At 68.0% G+C, this 25,925-nt stretch carries 16 protein-coding genes; 8 read left to right on the forward strand and 8 right to left on the reverse strand.

Annotated features, from left to right (window positions below):
- Positions 1 to 106 precede the first annotated feature (106 nt).
- Positions 107 to 2,608 carry a glycoside hydrolase family 3 protein gene (locus tag ACW174_RS10725; RefSeq protein ID WP_492014423.1) on the forward strand — a complete coding sequence of 834 codons (2,502 nt, stop codon included), beginning with the start codon at positions 107 to 109 and terminating at the stop codon, positions 2,606 to 2,608.
- 24 nt (positions 2,609 to 2,632) lie between these two features.
- Here the strand turns inward: ACW174_RS10725 and ACW174_RS10730 are convergent, their stop codons facing one another.
- Positions 2,633 to 3,595 (reverse strand): glycoside hydrolase family 5 protein, encoded by a 963-nt coding sequence (locus ACW174_RS10730; protein ID WP_492014424.1) that lies wholly within the window; start codon positions 3,593 to 3,595, stop codon positions 2,633 to 2,635.
- 187 nt (positions 3,596 to 3,782) lie between these two features.
- Here ACW174_RS10730 and ACW174_RS10735 point away from each other — a divergent pair, with 187 nt between their 5' ends.
- Positions 3,783 to 5,816, forward strand: a complete 2,034-nt coding sequence (locus ACW174_RS10735) for a glycoside hydrolase family 97 protein (RefSeq protein WP_492014425.1) — start codon at positions 3,783 to 3,785, stop codon at positions 5,814 to 5,816.
- On the opposite strand, the gene ACW174_RS10740 is transcribed toward ACW174_RS10735, so the two are convergent.
- Positions 5,800 to 7,476, reverse strand: a complete 1,677-nt coding sequence (locus ACW174_RS10740) for a glycosyl hydrolase family 28-related protein (RefSeq protein WP_492014426.1) — start codon at positions 7,474 to 7,476, stop codon at positions 5,800 to 5,802. The two genes, ACW174_RS10735 and ACW174_RS10740, sit on opposite strands and share 17 nt — an antisense overlap.
- Positions 7,473 to 8,498, reverse strand: a complete 1,026-nt coding sequence (locus ACW174_RS10745) for a cupin-like domain-containing protein (RefSeq protein WP_492014427.1) — start codon at positions 8,496 to 8,498, stop codon at positions 7,473 to 7,475. The genes ACW174_RS10740 and ACW174_RS10745 overlap by 4 nt, the downstream gene beginning before the upstream one ends.
- Before the next feature lie 486 nt (positions 8,499 to 8,984).
- Here ACW174_RS10745 and ACW174_RS10750 point away from each other — a divergent pair, with 486 nt between their 5' ends.
- From ACW174_RS10750 to ACW174_RS10765, 4 genes are all read left to right on the forward strand, one after another.
- Complete coding sequence (locus ACW174_RS10750) at positions 8,985 to 12,245, forward strand: TonB-dependent receptor (protein ID WP_492014428.1); 3,261 nt, start codon at positions 8,985 to 8,987, stop codon at positions 12,243 to 12,245.
- Between the two features lie 77 nt (positions 12,246 to 12,322).
- Complete coding sequence (locus ACW174_RS10755) at positions 12,323 to 13,849, forward strand: tryptophan halogenase family protein (RefSeq protein ID WP_492014429.1); 1,527 nt, start codon at positions 12,323 to 12,325, stop codon at positions 13,847 to 13,849.
- Positions 13,846 to 15,324 carry a tryptophan 7-halogenase gene (locus ACW174_RS10760; RefSeq protein WP_492014430.1) on the forward strand — a complete coding sequence of 493 codons (1,479 nt, stop codon included), beginning with the start codon at positions 13,846 to 13,848 and terminating at the stop codon, positions 15,322 to 15,324. The genes ACW174_RS10755 and ACW174_RS10760 overlap by 4 nt, the downstream gene beginning before the upstream one ends.
- Complete coding sequence (locus ACW174_RS10765; RefSeq protein WP_492014431.1) at positions 15,324 to 16,838, forward strand: tryptophan halogenase family protein; 1,515 nt, start codon at positions 15,324 to 15,326, stop codon at positions 16,836 to 16,838. The genes ACW174_RS10760 and ACW174_RS10765 overlap by 1 nt, the downstream gene beginning before the upstream one ends.
- Here ACW174_RS10765 and ACW174_RS10770 read toward each other — a convergent pair.
- From ACW174_RS10770 to ACW174_RS10790, 5 genes are all read right to left on the reverse strand, one after another.
- Positions 16,835 to 17,533, reverse strand: coding sequence for a FadR/GntR family transcriptional regulator (locus ACW174_RS10770; RefSeq protein ID WP_492014432.1), 699 nt, complete (start codon positions 17,531 to 17,533; stop codon positions 16,835 to 16,837). The two genes, ACW174_RS10765 and ACW174_RS10770, sit on opposite strands and share 4 nt — an antisense overlap.
- A 155-nt stretch (positions 17,534 to 17,688) precedes the next feature.
- Positions 17,689 to 19,347: an MHYT domain-containing protein gene (locus ACW174_RS10775; RefSeq protein WP_492014433.1), complete on the reverse strand. Its 1,659-nt coding sequence runs from the start codon at positions 19,345 to 19,347 to the stop codon at positions 17,689 to 17,691.
- 91 nt (positions 19,348 to 19,438) lie between these two features.
- Positions 19,439 to 21,781 carry a TonB-dependent receptor gene (locus ACW174_RS10780; protein WP_492014434.1) on the reverse strand — a complete coding sequence of 781 codons (2,343 nt, stop codon included), beginning with the start codon at positions 21,779 to 21,781 and terminating at the stop codon, positions 19,439 to 19,441.
- Positions 21,782 to 21,896: 115 nt separating this feature from the next.
- A complete protein-coding gene (locus ACW174_RS10785) occupies positions 21,897 to 22,850 on the reverse strand; it encodes a FecR family protein (protein ID WP_492014435.1) in 954 nt (317 codons plus the stop codon).
- A 110-nt stretch (positions 22,851 to 22,960) separates the two neighbouring features.
- A complete protein-coding gene (locus tag ACW174_RS10790; protein WP_492014436.1) occupies positions 22,961 to 23,485 on the reverse strand; it encodes an RNA polymerase sigma factor in 525 nt (174 codons plus the stop codon).
- A gap of 390 nt (positions 23,486 to 23,875) precedes the next feature.
- Between ACW174_RS10790 and ACW174_RS10795 the strand changes: the two genes are divergently transcribed.
- Together ACW174_RS10795 and ACW174_RS10800 are read left to right on the forward strand one after the other, a co-directional pair.
- Positions 23,876 to 24,790 carry a glucosamine inositolphosphorylceramide transferase family protein gene (locus tag ACW174_RS10795; RefSeq protein WP_492014437.1) on the forward strand — a complete coding sequence of 305 codons (915 nt, stop codon included), beginning with the start codon at positions 23,876 to 23,878 and terminating at the stop codon, positions 24,788 to 24,790.
- Positions 24,790 to 25,899: a glycosyltransferase family 4 protein gene (locus ACW174_RS10800; protein WP_492014438.1), complete on the forward strand. Its 1,110-nt coding sequence runs from the start codon at positions 24,790 to 24,792 to the stop codon at positions 25,897 to 25,899. The genes ACW174_RS10795 and ACW174_RS10800 overlap by 1 nt, the downstream gene beginning before the upstream one ends.
- Positions 25,900 to 25,925: the final 26 nt, after the last annotated feature.

Here is a 25,925-nt window from a genome sequence, read left to right on the forward strand (position 1 = left end):
AGCGCTTGCGCTGTCGCTGATAGATAGCGGTACCGTCCGCCCGAATCCCGGCGCGGACCGCGCGGTCGGTCGCGAGCGCGTCGAAAAGAAACTCCCGGGGGATACAATGCGCCTTTCCGTTTCCTTGCTCGCGCTGACGCTCGCCATGGCCGCGCAGCCCGCCTTCGCGCAGGATAATCTGCCGCCCGTGCCGGAGGCCGCGCGCGCCCATCCGGAGCTCTGGCCTCGCGCCTCGTCGCCCGACGCTATGAGCGATGCCCGCACCGAGGCCTTCGTCGCCGACCTGCTGTCCCGCCTGACGCTTGAGGAGAAGGTCGGTCAGACCATTCAGGGCGACATCGCCTCGGTGAAGCCCGAGGATCTGGCGACCTATCCGCTGGGGTCGATCCTGGCGGGCGGCAACTCCTCGCCGGGCGGGGATGAACGCGCCTCGCCGCAGGCCTGGGTCGATCTGGCCCGCGCCTATCGCGCCGCCGCCGCCGCCCGTCCGGGCGCACGCGTGCCTCTGATCTACGGCATCGACGCCGTGCACGGTCACAACAACGTCGTCGGCGCGACCATCTTCCCGCACAACATCGGCCTGGGCGCGGCGCGCAATCCCGGCCTGATCCAGCGCATCGGTGAAGCCACAGCCCTGGAAGTCGCCGTCACCGGCGCCGACTGGACCTTCGGCCCGACGCTGGCCGTGCCGCGCGACGACCGCTGGGGCCGCGCCTATGAAGGCTATGCCGAGGATCCCGAGGTCCAGCGCTCCTACGCCGGGCCGATGACCCTGGGTCTGCAAGGCGAGCTGTCGCCGGATCACCCGCTGCTGCCCGGCCGGATCGCCGGCTCGGCCAAACACTTCCTCGCCGACGGCGGCACCCACGACGGCAAGGACCAGGGCGACTTCATCGGCACTGAGCAGGAACTGGTCGATATCCACGTCGGCGGCTATCCGGCGGCGATCGATGCGGGCGTGCTGTCGGTGATGGCCAGCTTCTCGAGCTGGAACGGGTTCAAGCATTCCGGCAACCCGACCATCCTGCGCGATGTGCTGCACGGTCCGCTGGGCTTTGACGGCTTCGTGGTCTCCGACTGGAACGCCCACGGCCAGCTGCCGGGCTGTTCGAACGAGAGCTGCGCCGCGGCCTTCAATGCCGGCATCGACATGTTCATGGCTCCGGACAGCTGGAAGCCGCTCTACGACAACACCCTGGCCCAGGTCCGTTCGGGCGAGATCAGCATGGCCCGTCTGGACGAGGCCGTGACCCGCATCCTGCGCGCCAAGGTGAAGGCCGGTCTGTTCGGCTCGATCTATGAGGTCGAGGGTCGATTCAATGAACTGGGCTCGCCCGCTCACCGCGCCCTGGCCCGTGAGGCCGTCCGCGAGTCGCTGGTGCTGCTGAAGAACGAAGGCTCGGTGCTGCCGATCCGGGCCGGCGCCCGCGTGCTGGTAGCCGGAGCCGCCGCCGATGACATCGGTCAGGCCGCTGGCGGCTGGACGCTGACCTGGCAGGGGACGGGCAACACCAATGCCGACTTCCCCAACGGCCAGTCGATCTGGAGCGGCATTAACGAGGCGGTCGCGGAAGGCGGCGGCACGGCGGTTCTGAGCGCCGACGGCTCGTTTACGACCAAGCCGGACGTGGCCATCGTCGTCTTCGGCGAGACGCCCTATGCCGAGTTCCAGGGCGATGTGGACACGCTGGACTTCATGCCGGAAGGGCCGCTGGAAACCCTGCGCCGCCTGAAGGCCGCGGGCATTCCGACCGTGTCGGTCTTCCTGTCCGGTCGCCCGATGTGGGTGAACCCCGAACTGAACCAGTCCGACGCCTTTGTCGCCGCCTGGCTGCCGGGCACCGAGGGCGCCGGGATCGCCGACGTCCTGATCGGCGACCGCGACGGCAAGGCCCGTCACGATTTCCGCGGCACGCTGTCGTTCTCGTGGCCCAAGGACGCCGCCGGCGCGCCGCTGAACCGCGGCCAGCCCGGTTATGACCCGCAGTTCGCCTATGGCTACGGCCTGACCTACGCCCGGGGCGCCTCGGTGCCGATGCTGTCGGAGGAGTCCGGCGTCACGGGCGAGACCTCGGTGGTGGATCGCTACTTCGTCGACGGCAAATTCGTTTCGCCGTGGGCCCTGCTGCTGAACGACGCCGGGGGGCAGGCCAAGCCGACCCTCGGTCAGGGCGGCGTCAGCCCGCGTGGCGCCGTCGAGGCTGTCGTGGTCGACGACCGCGCCCAGGAAAGCGCCCGCCAGTTCCGCTACAATGGTTCGGGCCATGGCGACGCACAGATCTGGGGCAGCGCCGTGGATCTGACGCGTCAGGCCAACGGCGAGCTCGCGCTCAGCTTCCGCTATCGCGTCGATGCGCGTCCGGCCGGTCCGGTGTCGCTGAAGCTGCAGGGCGGGGCCGTGGACATGACCTCGCTCTTCAACAGCGCCCCGCTGGGCGAGTGGACGTCGGTGAAGATCCGCCTGTCCTGCTTCCGCGACGCGGGCGCGCAACTGGCGGGCGTCGAAACGCCCTTCCAGCTGGGGACGTCCAGCGCCTTCACGGTCTCGGTGTCGGAGGTCCGTCTGGCCTCCAACGAGAACGACACGGTCTGCCCCGCTGCTCAGTAGGCGGCCAGAGGAACGGCGCCCGGTCTACCGGGCGCCGTTCATCTCCCTGAGACGATCGCGGACCAGCCGCCCGGACGCCGTCAGCTCGCTGTCGCGCCAACCGCCGCGGCCCGAGGCTCCCGCCGCGAGCGCCGCCGAGGTCTCGTTCTTGTCGTTCAGGGCCCAGTTGGCGTGGCTGATGCCGTGCGTCTCCATGAAGTCCCACCAGAGCCGTGTTTCCGCTTCATCGACCGGCCCGTCGCCGCTGGCCTCCGTCGTTCCCCACTCCGTGACGAACAGCGCCGCGCCCCGCTGCATCGCCAGCAAGGCCTTGTCGCGCAGGTCCTGCCGATGCGTTCCCGCGTAGAAATGCAGGGTGTAGGCGACGTTTGTGAAGGGCAGGGGATCGGCGGCGGCGACGTCCACGTCCTGCGACCAACTCGGTGTGCCCGCGACGATCAGGTTGTCCGGATCGACCGCGCGAATGCTCGGGATGACCGCGAGATGGTAGGGCTTCACGACGCCTGCCCAGTCGTGCCGGGGCAGGGGCTCGTTGTAGGTTTCATAGATCACATTGGGATGGTCGCCGTATTTCGCCGCGATATGGGCGAAGAAGCGGGACGCGGCCTCCGGCTCCGGCTCATGGGCGTGCCAATCGACGATGACGTAGAGGCCCTGGGCGATGGCCGCCTCGATCACGGCCTCGGCCTTGGCCGTTTCGCGCTCGGGATGTTCCAGATATCCGCCCTCCGGCACGGCGATGGCGGCACGGACGACCGTGACCCGCCAGTCCTCGGCCAGCCAGCGGATGGCGTCGGCGTTGTAGAACTGCGGCTTCCACTGGCTCCAGAACAGGGACATCCCACGCAGGGTCACCGGCTCACCGTGCTGATCGACCACCCGGCCGTTCTCGACCCTGAGCTGGCCATGTCGTTCGACCGGGGTTTCGGCGAGCGCCGCCCCGCCCAGTGAGACGGCGAAAGCGAAAGACAGAAGCGTGCGGATCATGGTGTCCTCCCTGTGACAGGGATAGGGGCGGACCGGGCGCGAGGGAACATGACACGCCGCGCAGGCTGAACACCAACGGTTACGATGACGGGTTCCCGCCTTGACAGTCGGGGGCCATCCCGTCGGATAGGGACGACAAAGCGGCGCCGGCTTCCGGTCAAGACCGCTTCACCGGGAGACAATCAAGATGAAGCACTGGCTCACCACCACGGCGATGCTCGCTGTCCTGGGCGCCGCCGCGCCCGCCTTTGCGGAGAGCCGGGAGTGCGTGTCGTCTCCGAACGAACAACTGACCTTCTGCGTCGATGTCGGCGCGACCGGCGCGACCTATGACGTGTCACGCGGCGGGCGTCCGATCCTCACCGCGTCCCAACTGGGTCTGGTGCTGCAGGGCAAGTCCGAGGCGCCGGTGTCGCGGATCGCCGCCGTGGCGCGCGCGACGCACGACGACACCTGGGAACAGCCGTGGGGCGAGCAGCGGCTGATCCGCGACCACCACAATGAAATGCGCCTGTCGCTGGCGGGCGACGGCGATGCGGTCCCCTATGATCTGGTGGTGCGCGTCTTCGATGACGGCTTCGGCTTCCGCTACGACGTGAAGGGGCTTGGCGCCGACGAGGCCGTGGCGATCACCGACGAGAAGACCCAGTTCAACTTCGCCGGCCGATGGGACGCCTGGTGGTATCCGGCGCGGGGCGTCGAGCGCGACGAATACCTGTATCACCGCGCTCCGCTGAACGAGGTGACCCTCGCCGAGACGCCGCTGACGCTGGAAGGCGACGGGCTGGTGCTGTCGATGCACGAGGCGGCGCTGGCGGGCTATTCCAGCATGAACCTGCGCCGGACCGGCGAGAACGCCTTCAAGGCCGATCTGATGCCGTGGTCCGACGGGGTTCTGGTGCGCCGGACCGGCCCGTTCGCGACGCCCTGGCGGACGATTCTGGTCGGGGAAACCCCCGCGCAGCTGGCGGACTCTCGCATCGAGCTGAACCTCAACGAGCCCAATACGCTGGGCGACGTCAGCTGGTTCGAGCCGGGCAAATACGTCGGCGTCTGGTGGGAAATGCACCTGAACAAATCGACCTGGGGCAGTGGCCCGACCCACGGCGCGAACAACGACAATGTCCGCCGCTATATCGACTTCGCCGCCGCCAACGACTTCAACGGGGTGCTGGTCGAGGGCTGGAACCTGGGCTGGGACGGGGACTGGGTCGCCAATGGCGACAAGTTCAACTTCGTCGACAGCTATCCCGACTTCGACCTGCCCGCCCTGGCGGCCTACGCCCAGTCGCGTGGGACCAACATCATCGGCCACAACGAGACGGGCGGCGCGGTCGAGAACTATGAACAGCAGATGGAGGCGGGCTTTGAGCAGTACCAGCGCGTCGGCGTCCACGTCATCAAGACCGGCTATGTGAAGCCCAGCGGGACGATCGTGCGCGGGACCAATCCCGACGGCACGCCCCAGCTGGAGTGGTTCGCCGGCCAGTACCGCGTGGACCATGAAATCCGCGCCGCCCTCGCCGCCGCCGGGCACGATATCGCGCTGAACGCCCACGAGCCGGTGAAGGACACCGGCCTGCGCCGGACCTATCCGAACATGATCAGCCGGGAAGGCGCGCGCGGGCAGGAGTTCAACGCCTGGGGGCGTCCGACCAATCCGCCCGAGCACGTCACCATCCTGCCCTTCACGCGGATGCTGGCCGGGCCAATGGACTATACGCCGGGCATCTTCGACCTGACCTTCGGCAAGACCGATGTAAACGAACGGGTGCAGTCGACGCTGGCGACCCAGCTGGCCCTGTATGTCGTTCTCTACAGCCCGGTGCAGATGGCCGCCGACCTGCCGGAAAACTACGCCCGCCACCCGGACGCCTTCCAGTTCATCCTCGATGTTCCGACCGACTGGGAGCAGTCGCGGACCCTGAACTCGGTCATCGGCGACTACACGGTGGTGGCGCGTCAGCCGCGCGGCGGGGTCGACTGGTTCCTGGGCGCCGTGACGGACGAACAGGCCCGCGACGTGACCGTCAGCCTGGACTTCCTTGAGCCGGGCAAGCGCTATGAGGCGCAGATCTATCGCGACGGCCCGGGCGCCAGCTACCTGACCGATCCGTACGCCTTCGAGACCGCGAAACAGGTCGTGACGGCGGGCGAAAGCCTGACGCTCCGGATGGGTGCGGGCGGTGGTCAGGCGATCCGCTTCAAGGCGCTGGACTAGGGTCCAGCACAAAGCCGGGGTCGTGGATCTCCACCCCCGGCGTCTCCGCCGTGACGCCGCTCATCCGGGCCTGCCCGGGTGAGCGGACGGTCAGCAGGCCGGTTCCCCCGCTGACGCTTATGTCCTCGACACTCAGGCCGCGAATGGCCTTGCCTAAGGTCATCAGGGCCGCATCGGTGCTGTCCATGACGACGGTGTTGGTGATCCGGATATCGGCGTCGATCGGGCGATCCAATGCATAGAGCCAGATCGCCCCGACCCCGAAGCCCCAGACCGGATCCAGCGACCCGGTGCGGGCCAGCAGGTTGCCGTGAAACCGCACTGCACCCTCCACCGGGGTCGCATCGAAGCGCGCCCCGAGATGCAGTCCGCCGCCGCGCGTCAGGGTGTCGGCGATGAGGTTGCCCGCGACCTCGATATCTCGCCCGCCATAGATGGCGATGCCGTTGGCCAGCACAGGGGCGACGACGGTGTTGCGGCGGAAGATGATCCCGCTGTTGGGCGTCGGATTCGACCAGGCGGCCAGACCGTCGTCTCCGGTGTTCCGCACGAAAGTGTCCTCGACCACCACCCGGGTCGCGCCGCCGTGAAAATTCAGCCCGTCGGCGGCCTGATCGAGAATGCGCAGGCCCCGCACCGTGACGTCGGCCATCGGTCCATCCAGCCAGACGCCGGCCTTGGTGTGCTGGATGAACAGGTTCTCGATCCGCGACCGGTTCAGGGCGCCGCCGACCCCATTGAGCTGGGCATGGTCGTCCCGGTCCATGACCTGCCCGATGATGGCGAAGTCCTTCAGGACGACCTCCGAACTGCCGTCCGGCGCAGGGTGGCCATAGACGCCGACCCCGGCGCCGGTCAGCACCGACCGCCAGGGTCCGGCGCCGATCAGCCGGATCCGATCCACGGTCAGATGGCCGTCCACGCGATAGATGCCTTCCGGCAGCCAGACCGGGCGCTGTTCCCGGCGGCCCTGATCGAGCGCGGCCTGGATGGCGTGTCGGGAATCCCGCATCCCCGTCGGATCGGCGCCCAGATCCAGGACGGACACGGCCTCCTCCGGCGGCGGCGGGGACGGCGGGACCGTCTCGAAGTCGGCCAGGTCGATGACCACCCAGTCCGCCCGGGTCTCGCGCTCGAAGCGCAGGCTCACCGTCGCGCCCGCCGGCAGGCGCCGATCAAGCCGCAGGCGGACGTGGTCATAGGCGTGATGCCCGCCCTCACCGCCTTCGTGGCTGAAGGGATAGGGGCCGTAGTACCAGCCGAAGCAGGGCGTCAGCGGCAGGTCGGCGATCCGCGCCCCCTCCGCATGGACGCCAATCCGTGTGTCGCCGTCCCGGCAGTTCATCGCGTCCGGCACGGCATAGCGGACGGTGATGGCGTCAGCCGGGGCGTCCAGAACGAAGGTCACGGACTGGTCCGCCGCATCCAGCAGGACGGCTCGGCGTCCTGACGCTTCGGCGGCCAGGGCGCCGAAGGTCCGGTCCGGGCCGATCAGGCGCCCGGTGAAGGTCGCGGCCTCGGCCTCATGCTCGGTGAAGGGCACGGTCGCGCCGTAGCCTTCGACCGCGGTCAGCGGAAGTCCGGCCATCGTGCGGGGCGTCTGGGCGGCGGTCGGGGCCGCGGCAAGCAAGCCGAGGGCCAGCGTCCCCGCGACTTTCATGCGCGGCCCAGCGTCCGGGCGATCCCGGCCCGGATAGCCCGGATCATCGGCCCGTCCATCCGGCCCAGTATGCCTCGCTGGCGCGGCGGCAGGTGGGCGGCGGTCTCGTCGTCGGCGTGGAAGACATGATGGTCGAACATCACCTTCCATGCCGCCCGATGGCCGGGCGGCAGGTCGCGAACGGCCAGCATCGCATGCATCATGGCCTCTATCGGCCGACCCCGCGCCGGGTCTGACGGCGTCCACCAGTAGTTGACCAGCATGTTCAGTCGCTCGGTCGAGCGCACATGGTGCCACCACAGATAGGGGATGTAGAGCGCGTCGCCTGGCTCCAGATCGACCACCAGCGCCTGCTTCATCGCTTCGGCGAAGCGGGGGAAACGCACCAGGTCCGGGGCGTCGAAATCGACCATGCTGATCGCCGCGCCCGCCGGCGTCAGCTCCAGCGGCCCCATGTACAGATTGGCGACCTGCTCCGGGGGGAACAGGGTGAAGCGGCGCTTGCCCGCGACCACACAGGCGATGTTCTCGGACGGATCATGGTGGGCGGCGACGGTCACGGCATTGCCGATCCAGACCCGCGGCTCAACCGCATCGCCCAGCAGGGGCATCGGGTTCTCGGCTTCGAACCCGGCCAAGGCCTGACGCACCGGAACCGATTGCACGGCCAACGACGGCGGTCGATCCTCCCGGGCATAGTCGGCCAGCAGGTCAAGGGCGGCGGATAGCTGGATCTGACCCTGCCGGTAGTTGAACCCGCTGAGATCCTCATTGTAGTGGAACCGCCCGCCGATGCCCGGCCCGCCGAACAGGGCCCCGACCGGGTGGCCGCGATCCAGCGGCTTGATATAGGCCGCCAGCGCCGCCGGGCTCGCGCCCGCCCGAACGACCGGCCAGTTTTTCACCAGGCCCCGCAAGACGACCGGACGCCCCGCCGCCAGCACCTGCTCATGGAATTGTCCAGAGGTCAGTCCGACGCGCTCGGCCACTCTGGACAACGTCTGCGGCAGTTGGTCAGTCACCGGGTCCCCTAACGTCAATATTCGAGCCGATTCAACCGGGCGAAACTAGCACGTGCCGGCTTTCAAACCGCTACTGCCGAAAAAAGGTTTGCATAATCAATGTTTTTCGGCTGTTACACAAAGCGATTGGAATTTTTTTGTCCGAACCCCCTACAAAGGGTCAAGTTCGAGAAACTGCGAACGTAGGGGAGGGACCGGTCCACTGACAGTGGGCCAGAACGGAGCCACGGATTTCCGTGGTGTTTGACGCTATCCGGAGTTGGGTCCGGGGTCACACTGAAGTTGTGAGATAGCGCCAGCATTGCTCCTGTTTTCGCAAGTATTCAGACAACTCGGTCCAGTCGGTCCGCACGGCTTTGCTGTGTGAGAAACCCGATACGATCACGGAATATCCGTGGAACTTTTCCGCCGGGGTTGGGCCTGGCGGGCGAGGCTACTTCACGATCAGGCGCTTCGCGTCTGAGAACCGTCATGGGAGGCGACGGAATGAATCAGAACACAAACACTGCGCGGCTGCGCGCTCTGAAGACCGGCGCATCGGCTCTTGTGCTCGGCGCCCTTGTGGCTGCCGTCGTTCCGGCGATGGCCATGGCCCAAGACGCTCCGGCGGCTGACGCCGCACAGGATCCGGACGCGGCTCAACTGGGCGAAGTGATCGTCACCGGCCAGCGCCGCGCGCTCCAGACGTCGCAGCAGATCCGCCGCAACGCCGACACCGTCGTCGACTCGATCACCGCCACCGACATCGGGGCTTTCCCGGACAAGTCGGTCGCCGAAGCGCTGCAACGCGTTCCGGGCGTGACCGTCAACCGGTTCGCCGCCAGCGATGACACCTCGCACTTCGGCGCCGAGCCGTCGGGCGTCCTGGTGCGCGGCCTGCAACAGGTCCGTTCCGAGTACAACGGCCGCGACACCTTCAGCGCCAACTCCGGCCGCGGCCTCAGCTGGGGCGACATCTCGCCCGAGCTGATGCAGGGCGTCGACACCTACAAGAACCAGACCGCCGAGATGATCGAGGGCGGCATCGCCGGCACGATCAACCTGCGCACCCGCGTGCCGTTCGACGCGCCGGGCGAGCTGATCCAGGCGTCTGCCACCGTCAACTACGGCGACCTGTCGAAAAACTACACGCCTGAAGCCTCGGTCATTTACAGCAACCGCTGGGACACCGAGATCGGCGAGTTCGGTTTCCTGGCCAACATCGCCTACTCGGACGTCAACACCCAGTCGGAAACCATCCAGTATGGCCGCATGGGCGTGTTCCGCGACGTCCCCGAATACGGGCCTGGCGACGTTTACATCCCGTCCAGCGTCGGCAATCGTCAGACCGACTACGAGCGGACCCGGAACGGGATCGCCCTGGCCGGCCAATGGCGCAGCCCGGACCGGAACCTGACGGTCACCGGTCAGTACAACCGCTCGGACTTCACCAACGAATGGCGTGAGCGCGCGATCGTCAGCTACAACGCCGACATGTTCTCCCTGCCGGTAGACTTCGTCTACACGCCGGGCAACCGCTCGCAATGGAACCCCTCGCCGGGCGTCGGCGGAACGCCCTATGTGTTCGACTCCGAGGGCAATTTCCGCAGCGGCACCCTGCTGATCCAGCAGACCGACACCTTCTGGTGGGGCGCCAGCGACGCTGACGCGGCGGGCATCGCGGTCAACGACCAGGGCCAGAACATGCTGCAGCCCTGCTACGCCTGGCAGCCGACCTGCGCCAACCCGGTGCGCGGCGGCGACCTGAACGCCCTGACCCGCTACAATGAGACCTCGAACCTGACCGAGGACGCGGCGATCAACCTGAAATGGGAGATCAGCGACCGTCTGCGCGCCAATTTCGACGTCCAGTACATCAACTCCGAAGTCAGCAACTATGACATCGAAGTGGGTCAGTACACGTTCGCCAACCTGACGCTCGACTACACCGGTGACCGCCCGGTCATGAGCTTCGGCGCGCCGACCAATATCAACCAGTCCGCTGGTGGTCTGACCAACGCCAACAACTACCGCTACAACCACCTGATGGACCACCGCGAGGACAGCGAGGGTGACGAACTGGCCCTGCGCGCGGACGTCGAATACGACATCGACGCGGGCTGGATGGACTCGCTGAAGGTCGGCGTCCGTTATGCCGACCGGAACCAGCACGTCCGCTACAGTGGCTACAACTGGGGCAACGTCGCCAACAACTGGAACCTCGGTGGCGGGCAGGCCGCGTTCTGGAACATCGACCGGACCACGCCGAACGGGTCGTTCAACGGCTATCCGACCGGCCTGTATGAGACGCGCAACTTCGGCAGCGACTTCTTCGGCAACAGCGGCGAATACGTGTTCTTCAACATGGACCGCCTGGCGGATCACGACGCGGACCTGCTGAGCTACGATCGCATCGGCGCCGGCCAGGACCAGTGGCGTCCGATCTGCGAGCGGGCGGGTGAAATCGAGGGCTGCTATCGCGCCAACGAACTGAACGACGTCCAGGAAGAGACCGTCGCGGCCTATGCGATGCTGCGCTTCGGCGGCGGCGACTCGACCATCGGCGGCACGCCGTTCTCGGGCAACATCGGCCTGCGTTACGTCGAGACCAACGTGACCAGCACCGGTTCGCTGTCCAACCCGGTCGCCTTCTCCCCATCGACGCTGGATTGTGACGACGTTGTCGCGGTGCCGGGCATCCCGAGCGTGCCGAAAACCATCGGCTGCTATCTGTCGCCTGATGAAATCGCCTTCAACTCGGGCGGCGGCACGATCAGCACGGCGGAATCGTCCAGCAGCCACTGGCTGCCGAGCTTCAACATCAAGTTCGACATCCGCGAAGACTGGGTGATGCGTTTCGCGGCGTCGCGCGCCATGTCGCGTCCCGACATCGGCCTGCTGAAGAACTACATCGAGGTTTCGGCCAGCCTGCCGGGCACTGACCCGACCGATCCTCGCTACGTGTCGACGGGCGGCGCCATCAGCGGCGTGAACCCGACCTACACGGCCAACGCCTACAACCCCTACCTCGAGCCGGTCACCGCCGATCAGTTCGACCTGGCGATCGAGCACTACTTCGCCAACGCCGGTTCGTTCACCGTCACCGCCTTCTACAAGACGTTCGACAACTACATTCAGTACGGCTCGTACAATCTGGATGTGACGAACAACGGCGTGACGCGGACCGTTCAGGTGCGCGGCCCGATGAACGGCGACGGCGCCAAGGTTCGCGGTCTGGAAGTCGCCTACCAGCAGTTCTTCGACTTCCTGCCGGGACCGTGGGCCGGGTTCGGCATCCAGGCCAACTACACCTACATCGACAACCAGGGTGTCACGAACACCAACCTGAAGGTCGCTTCGGGCGGCGCCAGCGGCGAGACGGCCCAGCCGGGCAGCGCCGGCACCGTCCTGCAGGTTGATCGTCTGGAAGGGCTGTCGGACCATCAGTACAACCTCGTGGGCATGTACGAGCGCGGTCCCTGGGCGGCGCGTCTGGCCTACAACTGGCGGTCGGAATATCTCGTGACGGCCGTGGACTGCTGCGTCTACCTGCCGATCTGGCAGGACGCCGCCGGCTTCCTGGACGGTTCGGTGCGCTACGCCGTGACCGACAACCTCGAGCTCAGCCTGCAGGGCAGCAACCTGCTGTCGACCGAGACGAAGCTGTACCAGCAGATCAACGACTCGACGGCGGGCGGGACCCTGACCCCGAACGCCTGGCTCAAATCCGACCGTCGCGTTGTGGTCGGCCTGCGCTACCGGTTCTGATCGAAACGACGATACAAGAAGCGCGTCGTCCCTCACGGGGCGGCGCGTTTCGCGTTTCTGCATAGGGAAGGCCGCGCGTGAACAAACCGCTTGAGGTCGTCATCGTCGGCGGCGGGACGGCCGGCTGGATGAGCGCGGCCGGACTGGTCGGCGTGCTGAAGCCGGATCAGGTCAGGGTGCGGCTGGTGGAGTCCGACGACATCGGCACGGTCGGCGTCGGTGAGGCGACCCTGCCGCAGATGCGCGAGTTCAACGACCGCATCGGCATCGTCGAGTCCGAGATGATGCGCAAGACGAACGCCACCTTCAAACTGGGCATCGAGTTCAGGGACTGGGGCTTCAGAGGCTCCAGCTACGTTCACCCGTTCGGGGCCCACGGCCATCCGATGGGCGGCGTCGGCTTCCATCACCAGTGGACCCGGGCGCGGCTGGCGGGTGAGGCGCATGACATCGGCGACTATTCCTACGCCATCGTCGCCAGCCGCCGGAACCGCTTCGACTTCCCCGCCGCGGACAAGTCGGCGGTCAACTCGACCTATGATTACGCCTATCATTTCGACGCCGGCCTCTATGCCCGCTACCTGCGGGACTGGTGCGAGGCCCGAGGGCTGACGCGCACCGAGGGCAAGGTGAAGGAGGTCCGGCTCAACCCCCACTCGGGCGATGTGGCGGCCATCGTGCTGGAATCGGGCGAGGCGATCACCGGCGATCTGTTCATCGACTGCTCCGGCTTCCGGGGGCTGATCATCGGCGGCGCGCTGAACGGGCCGTTCGAGGACTGGACCCGCTGGTTGCCCTGCGACCGCGCGCTGGCCGTGCCGACCGAGCGGTCGGAAGACTTCACCCCCTATACCCGCTCCACCGCGCTGGAGGCCGGCTGGCAGTGGCGGATCCCGCTGCAGCACCGGACCGGCAACGGCTACGTCTATTCCAGCAGCTTTATCAGCGATGACGAGGCCGCGACGCGGCTGCTGGGCAATCTGGACGGCAAGCCCTTGGCCGATCCCAAGCCGATCCGTTTCCGGTCGGGCCGCCGGACCGCCTCGTGGACGAAGAACTGCATCGCGGTCGGGCTGGCGTCCGGCTTCCTGGAGCCGCTAGAGTCGACGTCCATCTACCTGACGCAGGTGGCGGTGCTGACCCTGCTCGACCTGCTGCCGCGCGGTCCGATCGACCCGGTCCTGGCCGAGGAATTCAATCGGGTGGTGGACAACGAATATGACCGCGTCCGCGACTTCCTGATCCTGCACTACCACGCCAATACGCGGACGGATTCCGAGCTGTGGCGGCACTGTCGCGAGATGGAGATCCCCGACACCCTGAGGGAGAAGATGGCCCTGTTCGGTCATCGTGGGCACATCGCCCAGTACAAGGACGGTCTGTTCTCGCCGCCCAGCTGGCTCAGCGTCTTCGTGGGACAGGGCGTGGTCCCGACCGGTTATCATCCCATGGCCGACACCCTGCCGCTGGCGACCGCACTGGAAGAGATGGAGGCGATCCGGCGCCGCATCTCCGATCGCGTCGATGCGATGCCGGGCCATGCGGAGTTCGTGCGCGACTATTGCGCGGGCGCGGCGCCGCTCAAGGCCGGGGGCATGGCATGAGCCGGCGCGTCGAACAGGTTCTGGTCGTCGGGCGCGACGCCGCGGTCTGGCTGTCCGCGTTGGCGCTGAACCGGGCGCTGGGACGGACCGGGGTGAAGGTGCGGGTGGTGGAGATGCCCTCGCTGCTGACGCCCGCCGACGCCTATACCGCCGTGCCCTCGCTCGGCGCCCTGCACAGCCTGTTGGGTCTCGAAGAGGCGACCGTGCTGGAGGCCACGCGCGGCCTGCCGGTGCTGGGGCAGCGCTTCGCCAACTGGTCCCGGGCCAAGGCGCCCTTCACCCACGGCTATGACACCCATCGGGTCGCCCTCAACGACATCGACTTCCTGCAGTTCTGGGTGAAGGCCCGGGGCGAGGGGATGGGTGTTGATCTGGACGATTTCTCGCTGGCCGTCGCCGCCGCCAAACAGGGCCGTTCGCCGGTCTCGCGCGACGGCGACCGACCCGAGCTGCCGGTGTCGCCGGGCTATCATCTGGACGCCCGCGCCTATGTCGATCTGCTGCGGCGCACAGCGCTTCAGGCGGGAATCGAGGGACGGGGCGCGGACGTGCGCTCGGTCCAGCGAGACGGCGCCCGCATCGCCTCGGTGACGCTGGCCGACGGTCTGACGGTGCAGGCCGACCTGTTCATCGATGCCTCCGGTCCCGCCGCCGTGCTGGCCTCGAGCGCGCCGGACGCGGCGTTCGAGAGCTGGCGTCACTGGTTCGGCGCCGACCGCCTTCTGGTGGCGTCCGCGCCGCGCCTGAAACCGCTGCCGGCCTTCGCCCAGATCGCCGCCTTCCCGGCGGGCTGGATCGGACTTCATCCGCTAAAGGACCGCACCGCCATCGTCGCCGCCTATGATTCGAAGGTGATGGGCGATCAGGCGGTGCTGGACGCCCTGCCGGTGTTGACCGGCCTGCCCGTCAGCGGCGACGCGGCGGTGGAGGATTTCCATGCGGGAGTCCGCCCCGCCTGGACCGGCAACTGCGTGGCCATCGGTTCCGCCGCGGTCTCGCTGGAGCCGCTGGACGCGGTGCAACTGCACCTGATCCACACCGGCCTGTCGAACCTGATCGGCCTGTTCCCGACCGAGGCGGCGGCCATGCCGGAGGCCGAGGCCTACAACCGCGCCCTGACCTCGCATGTGGGCAATATCCGAGATTTCATGCTGACCCACTACGCCCTGAACCAGCGGTTCGACGAGCCGGTCTGGGATCGGCCCCGGGGGGCGAACCTGCCTGAGCGGCTGAAGACCCGGCTGCGGGTGTTCGCCGCGCGGGGCCGCGTGCCGTTGTACGACGACGAATCCTTCCAGCAGCAGAACTGGGTCCAGATCCTGATCGGCCACGGCCTGATCCCGGCCAGCTACGACCCCATGGTCGATGGCGTTCCCGTGGAGGAGCAGATGGGCAAGGTGCGCGGGCTTCTGGGCAAGATCGCCGAGGAGGTGGCGCAGATGCCGTCGCTGGACGCCGAGTTCGGAACCGCCTGATGGATCGGCCTGAACGTATCCGCGACATCGTCATCGTCGGCGGCGGGACCGCCGGCTGGATGACCGCGTCAGCCCTGGCCAAGGTGGCCGGGACGCAGAGCCTGTCGATCACCCTGATCGAGTCCGACGAGATCGGCATCGTGGGGGTGGGGGAGGCGACCATCCCGCCGATCCTGCTGTTCAACAAATTGCTGGGCATCGACGAGAACGAATTCATCCGCGAGACCCAGGCGACGTTCAAGCTGGGCATCCAGTTCGTCGACTGGGGAAAGCTGGGCCACACCTATGCCCACCCCTTCGGCCTGTTCGGCGCCGACATGAACGGCATCAACTTCAGCCACTACTGGCTGCGCGCCGTGCAGGCGGGCGCAGACGCGGATAACCACCGGTTCGTGGCCGAGGCCGAGGCCATGCGCCTGAACCGCTTCGCGCGCACGCCGGCGGGCGGATCGGGCGAGATGCCGCGCGTGAACTACGCCTTCCAGTTTGACGCCGGCCTCTATGCCGCCTGGCTGCGCAAGTACGCGGAGAAGCGGGGCGTGGTGCGGCGCGAGGGCAAGATCGTCGGCGCCGCGCGTGACGGCGAGAGCGGCACGATCCGTTCGGTGACGCTGGCGGACGGGCGCGAGGTGAAGGGCGATCTGTTCATCGACTGCTCCGGCTTCCGCGGCCTGCTGATCGAGCAGGAGATGCAGGCCGGGTACGAGGACTGGACGCAGTGGCTGCCCGCCAACCGCGCGGTGGCCGTGCCCTGTGACCGGGTCGAGGACCCTGTCCCCTACACCCGCTCGACCGCGCGCGAGAGCGGCTGGCAATGGCGCATCCCGCTGCAGCATCGGACCGGCAACGGCTATGTCTTCAGCGACGCCTTCATCAGCGAGGATCAGGCCACTGCCGACCTGATGAGCCGGCTGGACGGCGCACCGCAGGCCGAGCCCCGTGTCCTGCGCTTCGTCACCGGACGGCGGCGCAAGGGCTGGATCGGCAATGTGGTCGCCATCGGCCTGTCGAGCGGCTTCCTCGAGCCGCTGGAGTCGACCAGCATCCACCTGATCCAGACCGCGATCTCCAAGCTGCTGGCCCTGTTCCCGCGCGCGCGACGGGACGACGCCATGGCCGATCAGTTCAATCGGGAAATGGATCAGCAGTACGAGGGCGTCCGCGACTTCATCATCGCCCACTACAAGGTCACCACCCGCGACGACACGTCGTTCTGGCGGCATTGCCGTGACATGGCCGTGCCGGACTCGCTGGCCGCGAAGCTGGAGCTGTTCCGGGCGCGGGGCGAGGTCATGGTCGAGAACTACGAACTGTTCCGCGAGACCAACTGGTTTCCCGTCCTGTACGGGCAGGGCCTGACGCCGGAGGGGTATCACCCCTTGGCCGATGTCCTGTCTGACGATGACCTGCGGCTGAGACTGTCGCAAATCCGCGCGGCCATCAGGGCGCGGGTGGATAGCCTTCCGTCCCACGACAGTTATCTGCGGCAATGCGTGGCGGGGACCGCCCGCTAGTCGGCGGCCAGCAGGGCGTCGATCGCGCGATCGAAATGGGCCTCCATCGCCCGGCGCGACGCCTCGGGATCGCGGCGCCGGATGCAATCGGCCAGATCGCGGTGGCGGGCGATGACCACGGCGTGTTCCTCATCCGTGCGGCGGGTAAGCCAGGCGGCGGGGACGGCGGCGTCCAGCAGGGGCTCCAGCGAGGCCAGGAGATTGGCCATCAGGGCGTTGCGGCCCGCGATGGCGATCGCTGTGTGCAGGGCGATGTCCAGACGGATCAATTCGAGCGATCCCCGATCCGCCGCCGCCATCGCCTCGGCGAGATCCTGGATGCGTGCGGCCTCGCTGTCGGTCCGGCGTTCGGCGGCCAGAACGATGATCTGCGTCTCGAGACAGCGGCGCGTCTCCCACACCTGGGACAGGCTGATCTGTTCGGTGCGGACCGCGTGATCGAGCGGGATCGACAGCGTCCGGCTGCTCAGGGCGCTGACGCGCGGACGACGGCCGTTGCAGATGTCTATGATGTTCAGGGCCGACAGGGCGCCGAACGCCTCGCGCACCACGGGGCGGCTGACGCCGAGCCGTTCGCAGAAGCTGGTCTCGCCGGGCAACTCGTCGCCCACGCGCAGGCCTTCGTGTCCGATGTGTTCGGCGACACGGCGCATGACGTACTGGACGCGGGTTTCTTCTGGCTGTTCGAGAGGCATCGCCGACCGGTGTTTGTTACGGCAAAGCTAGCATGTCGGCGGGGGTTGCGACCATGTCAGGAACCGCCCTGTGCGACGGCGGTCATCCTGCAGGCGAGTTGGTGCGCGGACGTCGTTCGGGCCGCGCCTGGGCGAGGCTCCACGGGACGCGGGCGCTACATGCCTTCGAGGGACAGGCCGTCCACCGGGGCGGCGAACAGCTGGATGCGGATGTCGGCTTCGAAGCCCGTTTGCGGATAGCGGAAGACGCAGTCGCTGGCGCTGGAGGAGATGAGGCGCGAGCCGAAACCGGTCCGCGCGGGTTGGGAGACCGGCGGCCCGCCGCGCTCGCGCCAGGCGATGTTCAACGTGTCGCCTTCGGTGGTCCAGCTCACCTCGACCCGACCCTCCGCGCGGCTGAGGGCGCCGTATTTGGTCGCGTTGGTCGCCAGCTCGTGGACGATCAGTCCGATGGTCAGCACATTTTCGGCGCCCAGCCAGGTCTCCGGCCCGGTCAGCACCACCTGGTCGTCATTGTAGTGGCCGAACTCGGCGCGGAAGATGTCGCGCAACTCCGCCCTCTGCCAGCCCTCGGCGGTCAGCAGGTTGTGGGTCGCCGACAGGGACAGGAGCCGCGCCTGGAAGCCCTTGGCGAAGCTCTCGACATCCTCTGACCGGCGCGCGGTCAGGGTGGCGATCGACAGCACCGTCGCCAGTGTATTCTTCACCCGATGGTTCAGCTCGTTGATGAGCACCCGCTGGCGCGCTTCGCTGCGGGCCAGCGCCTGGAAGGCGGCGCGGTGGGCGGTGACGTCCTGGATCGTGCCGACCAGCCGCTGGGACCGGCCCGCGCTGTCCAGCAGCATCCGGCCGCGGACTTCCAGCCACCGACCGTCGCGCATCTCATAGTCCGCCTCATAGTCCTTGCCGTCGGCGATCGCGCGCTCCAGCAGGGCCTGACGGTGGGCGGCGCTTTCCGGGGTGAGCACGGCGGAGACCAGCGACTGATCAAACGGCGCATCCGGCTCGAACCCCAGCAGGACCCGGCCCTGCTCCGACAGGGACAGGCGTCGCCGTGCGATGTCCATTTCCCAATAGCCCATGCGACCGGCCCGCAGGGCCAGTTGCAGCACCTGCTTCTGGTCCATCAGGCTGGCGCCCAAAGCCAGAAACAGCAGCAGCAGGGTCAGGCCCGCGATGCCGAAGGCCAGCCACAGGGGCGGCACGCCGGCGGGGGCGTTGTGAGCGGCGCCCGGCCTCAGCACCACCGCGACCATCGCCGTGTAGTGCATCGCCACCACCCCGGCCCCCAGAACGACGGCGGCCATGGCCTGCCATCCGGATCGGGAGTTGCGCCGCGCCGTCGCCAGCGCCGCGGTCGAGGCCAGGAAGGCGACGATCACAGAGGCCACGACCCACTCCGGCCGGTAGCCGATCTCCATCGTGCTGCGCAGCGCGGACATGCCGAGGTAGTGCATGCCGCCGATGCTCAGTCCCATCACCGCGCCGCCGCCGATGAGGCGGGGCAGCGGTCGATCGGGCGCGCTGCAGACGATGAAAGCCACCGCAGTGCCGGCCACCGCGAGCGCGAGAGAGGCCAGGGTCGTCACGAGATCATACGACACCGGCCCGCCGGGATCGAAGCCCAGCATCGCCACGAAATGCATCGACCAGATGCTGACGCCCATCGCCAGGGCGGACAGCCCGACCCATTGGGCCTGAGCCCTGCCGTCATGACGCCGTGAGCGCCGGAACAGGTCCAGGGCGGTCCACGAACCGAAGACCGCCAACAACGCCGCGAGCAGGGGATAGATCAGAGGGTGGTCGTGATGCACGGGTGTCCGGTCCAGCTCATTTCGACTGTTATCCGAACCTTGGCCGCCGCACCACCATCCCGCCACACCCCGTCGCAGGCGTTCGCGGGTCCTACCGCGACAGTCGCAACGTGATCCCAACCGTGCGCGGGCGCAGCGGGGTGGTGGCCAAGGCCTCCGGCAAACGGAATGGATCGCCGAACGAGAAGGTGTTGGCGGCGGTGTTGAAGGGGTTCTCGACGAAGGCGATCACGGCCCAGCGCTCGGTCTCGAACCCGGTGCTGATCCGTCCGGTGACATAGTCGCCCATGCGATAGCGGCGCTCGGCGTCGAAGGTGAGACGCGAGGCGCCCACATAGGCCAAGCTGCCTTCGACGAAACCGTTCAGCCCCCGACCGATCGGCTTGCGCCAGGCCATGTTCACATTGGCCGAAACCGAGGGTACGCCCGGCAGGCCCGCGTCGCCGCGCGAGTTGAAGGCCGCGCTCGGGCGGGTGATGCGCGGGTCGGCCAGCAGGGCGTTGGCCCGGATTTCCAGGTCGATCGTCGGTTTCCAGTTGGCTTCGATCTCGACGCCCCGATTGTCGCCATCGCCGACGTTGACCGCATAGGACAGTCCATTGCGCAGGAACTGGTCGCTCTGGATGTTTCGCCAGTCGGCGGCGAAGGCCGCGACGCGCGCCTGGACCCGTCCGTCCCAAAGTAGGGCCTTGGCCCCGACCTCATAGTTCCAGAGGGTGTCGCCCTCGTATTCGCGCGCGGGGTTCGAGGGGCCGCCGGCGAAGGCCTGCGACTGCGGACCGGCCGTGTTGAAGCCCCCGGTCCGGTGGCCTTGACTGATCAGGGCGTAGAGGCTGACGTGGTCGCCGGCGCGATAGTCCAGGCCCAGTTTGGGCGAGAAGCCCGTCGTGCGGCGGGCCCCCTCGAAATGTCGCTGACCGGTCCGGAAGGCCACATCGGACACGGCGTCATAATCGAAGATGTAGAAGCGCCCGCCTGCGGTCAGGGTCAGGGACGGCGTCAGGTCGTACGACACTTCGCCGAACACCGCCGCTTCCTCAAGCCCGTCGTCGCGCACCTCGGCATAGGGGGTCCAGACGGCGGGCCACAGGGACCTTAGTCGGGTCTCCGACCGCGTCTTGCTGGTCGAGAAGAAACCGCCGACCAGCCACTCCAGCCCGTTGACCGGTCGCGACCGGAAGCTGGCTTCACCGACCACCAGATCAATGGCCTTGGCTTCGTCCAGGGCGCCGATGCGGCCGTTCGAGCCGAACAACGGCAGGGCTGTCGAGGCGTCGTAACGGCTGCCGAAGCTGTGATCCAGATAGGCGATGGAGCCGTCGAACCGGCCCCACGCCCCGCGTCCCCGCAGGTTGATCGAGGTCTGGCTGAAGTCGTTGGCGTGCGGCTCCCGAACGAGGTTTGCGCGTCTCAGTCCGCCGAGCGTCCGGTAGACATAGTGGGTGTCCTCGGTGTCGATCGACTGGTGCACATAGCCGACGGTCGAGGTCCAGCCCGGGGCGATCTCGACCGTTGCGGCCAGCCGTCCGCCCCGCCGCGAAGAGGCGTTGACCTGACGCAGGCTCAGGCTGACGTCGTCGATGTAGCCGTCGAAGGACTCCTCATAAAGCACCGCGCGCACCGCCCCCAGATTGCGCGGCAGGGGCAGGTTCAGGACCGCCGAATAGTCGCTGTTGGCGCCGCCGCCTTCGGTCACCGACCGGGTCGCGGACAGGTCGAAACCCGGAGCCAGGCTCTCCGGGCGCCGGGTCAGGATCCGCACAACGCCGCCGATCGGACCCGTGCCGTAGAGGGCGCCTTGCGGCCCCCGCAGCACCTCGACCCGGTCGATATCAACCAGTTTCAGGTCAGGATCGGGCGCGCTGTAGGTGATCGGGACAAGGTTCAGGTACAGGCCGACCGTTGACTGGGTCTGGCCGGTGAAGGCGCCGTCGGACATCCCGCGCAGCAGGATCTTGTTCCGCCCGGAGCCCAGGTTGGTGACCGTCATCCCGGCGATCAGGGCGCTCAGATCATGGGCGTCCACGGCCCCCGCGCGACGGATCTGCTCGCCGGAGACGGCGGTCACGGGCACGGCGGCGTTCTGGGGCGAGTCCGGTCGGCGTTCGGCCGTGACGATGACGTCGCTCAGTTCGGCGCTGTCCAGCGCCATGGGCGCGGGCGGAGGGGGCGGGGCGGGCGGCGGCGGCGGCGGGGCCGGGGGGCGCACCCGTTCGGCCCGCCGGATGATCACCGCGCCGCTGGCGGTGACTGAATAACGACAGCCCGAGCCCGCCAGCAGGCGCGACAGGGCGCGATCCAGCGTCATGACTCCGCTGAGGGTGGTCGTTGTGCCGCGGCAGGCCGACAGGTCGCCACCCAGCGATACCCGGCCCTGCAGCGCCAGATCCAGAAGTGCGCTCTCGACGCGTTGGGCCGGAATATGAAAACTCACCCGCCGGCTCGGCAGAGCCTGCGCGGACGTGCTGCAGGCGAACGCGGTCACGGCGGCCACGAGGGCGCTTATGCCCCGGAGGCCGACCCGTTCGGTGATGCGCCTCGAAGAAGGATCAGCGTCCGCCAAGCCCGGTCAATTCCACCCCGTCGGGCGACCGGGACACCTCGACCGGAGCCAGCTCACGGAGCTGTTCCAGCATGATCGCCTCGTCACCCACCCGCAGGACGCCGGTGAACCGCACGTCCCGCCCCGAAGCGGACACGGTAACCGGTTTGTCGAGGTAACGCGACAGATCGTCTGCGACCAGATCGAGGGGGGCGGTGTGATAGACGAGCACGCCGTCACGCCAGGCAGAGGCGCGGGCGGGGTCAAGCCGGCTGAGGACCGCGCTCCGGGCGCCGACTTGGTCGACCCGCTGGCCGGCGGTCAGTCGCAGGGCCCGGGTCGTGCGCGCCGGGATGACAGCGACGACGCCGCGCTCGACGCTGACCGAGAAACGCTGGTCATGGTTGACCACATTGAAGGCCGTGCCCAGCACCTGGACGCTGTGGTCCCCGGCGGTGATGACGAAGGGGCGGCTGGCGTCATGGGCCACGTCGAACGCCGCCTCGCCGTCGCTCAGCGTAATTTCCCGGCGATCGGACCGCAGGCGGACGCTCATGTCCGAATGCCGGTTCATCCGGATCACCGAGCCGTCGGCCAGTTCCACCGTCTCGGGCCGGGTCGTGGTCTGGTAGACCTGCGTCCCGGGGAAGATCATCGGCCACACGCCGACCGCCAGCGCCACCGTCGCGGCGATGCCCACGGCGGGCCAGATCCAGCGCGTCCGGCTCTTGCGAACCGGCAGCGGGGCCAGGCCAAAGTCCTCGTTGGCGGGCAGGGCGGAGGCTGGAATCGCGTCGAGCGACGCCCACAGGGATTCGACGGCGTCATAGGCGTCGCGATGGACGGCGTCGGCCTCCAGCCAGGCCTCGAAGGCCAGCCAGTCCGCCTCGGACGCGTCAGAACCGTTCAGGCGGACGAACCACCCCCGGGCCTGTTCGTCGATGTCGGGGACTGGGTTCATCTAGACCGGCGCCGCTGCTTGGACGGCGGAATGCAGTCCCTTGTGAATAGACGTCGCCGGTGGCGCACCACCTCCGACGAAAAGCACTTTCCCCGAAATACGGCCGCCCGTCATCGCGGCGTCTTTACGGCGAGGACCCGCAAGGCATCCATCATATGCTTCTCGACCGAGCTTCGTGATATCCCGAGCCGGTGTGCGACCTCAGCGTAGCTGAGGCCGTCGAACTTGTGCATGCGGAAGATTGCCGAGGTCTTGCCGGGCAGGCTTTCCAGCGCGGCGATCAGGGCGGTCAGACGTTCGCGGCCCGCGACCACCGCCTCGGCGGACGGGGCGTCGTCGATATCCTCGGTCAGGCCTGCGACCTGGTTGGCGTCGCGCCAGGCCCCGTCCCGCGCCGCCCCGCGGATGGCGGACCGATTCCGGTCCAGCAGCAGGTTAGACGTCAGCCGATACAGGAAGGCGCGGGGTTCGCGCACCTCCATATCCGGATCGAGTTGCGACACCTTCAGGTACAGGTCCTGCAGCAGGTCATCGATATCCGCGCCTGTCCCCAGACGCGCGCGCAGGAACCGCGCCAGCGCGTCACGCTGCTCGAAATAGGCGTCCGCCAGAGAAGGCGCGGTCGGCGCGGTCAAGCGAGTGTGGCCCTCCGATGCCCGGTCGGCCCCGGCTTGGCGAGGCCCCGCCTTCCCCAAGGCGATAGGTCCGTCATGCCGCGCAGATTCTTTTGAGGCAAGCGACCGTGCGCGGCGTCTTACCCATGAGAGCGTGCAACGCCCCCTGTGCGTCTCCCCGCCACCCGGTCTCGCCTCTCCAGTCGAGGCCGGGTGGCATACTGGACATGGTGACGCGATGAAGACCCCGACGCCGAAATCCGCCCGTCCCGGCTGGCTGTCCAGCGCGCTTGCGCGCCCCACCCACGCGCCGCGCGTGACGGATGCGCCGGATCAGTCGCGATGATCGCTGCCTCGTCCTTCAAACCTGCGCTGACTCCTTGACCGGTCCGCGCGTGCAGGCCCTCTCCGATGTATGATCTCTGGCGTTCGGGCTTCATCCGGCGTCCGCTGGCGCACGTTATGGAGCCGGCAGGGCTGGACCCCGCCGCGGTGGTCTGGCTGCCCGAGAGCGCGCGCACTTTCCAGTACGCCGCCGATCCGTTCGGGATCGAGCGAGACGGTGTCCTGACCGTCTTCGTCGAGGCCTTCGACTACCGGGTGCGCCGGGGCGAAATCCATTACGTCCAGTATGACGCCGACGACCGAGTGGTGGGGCAGGGGATCGCGTTGGCCGAGCCCTTCCATCTCTCCTACCCAAGCCTGATCGAGGACGACGGCGAGCTGTACATGCTTCCCGAGGGGCACAAGAGCGGCGCCCTGACCCTGTACCGCTGTGTCAGTTTCCCGAACCGGTGGGAGCCGGCGCGCAAACTGCTGAACCTGCCGGCCATCGACGCCACCGTCGCGCGGACGGGCGGGCGGTGGTGGATGTTCTACGCGCTGCCGGGGCCGGAGAACCGGGCCATGCGGGAACTGCACGTCGCCTGGGCCGAGCGGTTGCAGGGGCCGTGGGTCCAGCACGCGAACAATCCGGTTCGCGCCGGTCTGTCCGACACTCGCCCCGGCGGCACGGCGTTCGAACATGACGGCGTTTTGCACCTGCCGGTTCAGGACTGCGAGGAGTCCTACGGCCGTCGTCTGCGTCTGCTGCGGATTGATGGGCTGACTCCCAACCGCTTCGAGGCGACCGTGGTCCGCCGGTTCGAGCCGGACGGAATGCTGAAGGGCTACCCGGATGGCCTGCACACCCTGTCGGGCATGGGCGATGTCACCTGCATCGACATCAAGGCGGTGCACCGTTCGCCAAAGGAGAGGCTGATCCGCACCCTCTACAAGCTGCGGCGCCTGTTCCACCTGAACGGTCCTCGGCTGAGGGCCGCCTGATGCGCATCGCCGTCGTCATGCCGCGGGGCTGTCAAATGGACCGCGGGCGGACCAACTCCATGGAGACGGTCGCGCTGACATTGAACGCGCGCAGTCGCTGCGCGAACGTCCGCATCATCTGCGACGGCGGCGCCAACGATCCCGCCATGCCGGGTCTGGTCACCGTGCCGCGGGGGCTGGGCAAGCGCGCGCGGATGAAGGCCGTCGCGGCCCTGCTGCGCGATTTCGCACCGGACATCGTCGAATATCACCAGCAGCTCGGCCCGGCGGCGGAACTGGCCAGGGGCCTGCCGGGCCCGATCCATGTCCTGTACCGACACACCCGTATCAAGCCCCCGGGAAATCCGATCGAGCGCTTCCGCTATCGCCGGCGGCTCAAATGCTTCGACCATCTTCTGTTCGTGAGCGAAGCGGCCTGCGCCGAGTTCCGGACCGACTATCCGGGCTTCGGCGGCGCGGTCTCGTCGGTGTGTAACCCCGTAGACGTCGAGGTCTGGCGTGGCGACGCCGACGCGCGCGAGCCCCTGATCCTGTTCGTGGGACGCGCCTTGCCGGAGAAGGGGCTTGATGCCTTCTGCGAGGCGTTGGCGGCGATCCTGGATCGGCACCCGACGTGGCGTGGCGCTCTGATGTTGGGGGACTGGGAAAAGCATGCGGCCTGGGCCGCGCCGCAGATCGCCATGCTTGATCGCTTCGGGGACCGGGTCGAGGTGCATCGCTCCGCGCCCATCGCCAAGGTGGTGGAGATGACCCGTCGCGCCGCCGTGGCGGTCACGCCTTCGCGGGTGGCCGAGGCCCTGGGCCTGACCGCGCTGGAGGCTCACGCCGCCGGAGCCGCCCTGGTCTCTTCCGGACGGGGCGGCCTGCGCGAGGCCAGCGGCGAGCACGCCCTCTATGTCGATCCGCCTGAAGCGCCCGGGCTGACCGCCGCCCTGCTGCGTCTGGTGGAAGATGAAGACCTGCGCCGCCGAATGGCCCGCGCCGGTCAGGCCTACGTCGCCGCCACCCATACGCCCGCCGTCCGCGCGGCCCAGTTGGACAATCTGCGGCACCGGCTGGTCAGCGAACGCAATGCCCGCTCTGGTCTTGTGGCCCACAGCGCCGCATGATCGGCGGATCGCCGGTTTCACCCATG

This window comes from Brevundimonas sp. AVps31 (assembly GCF_058681355.1).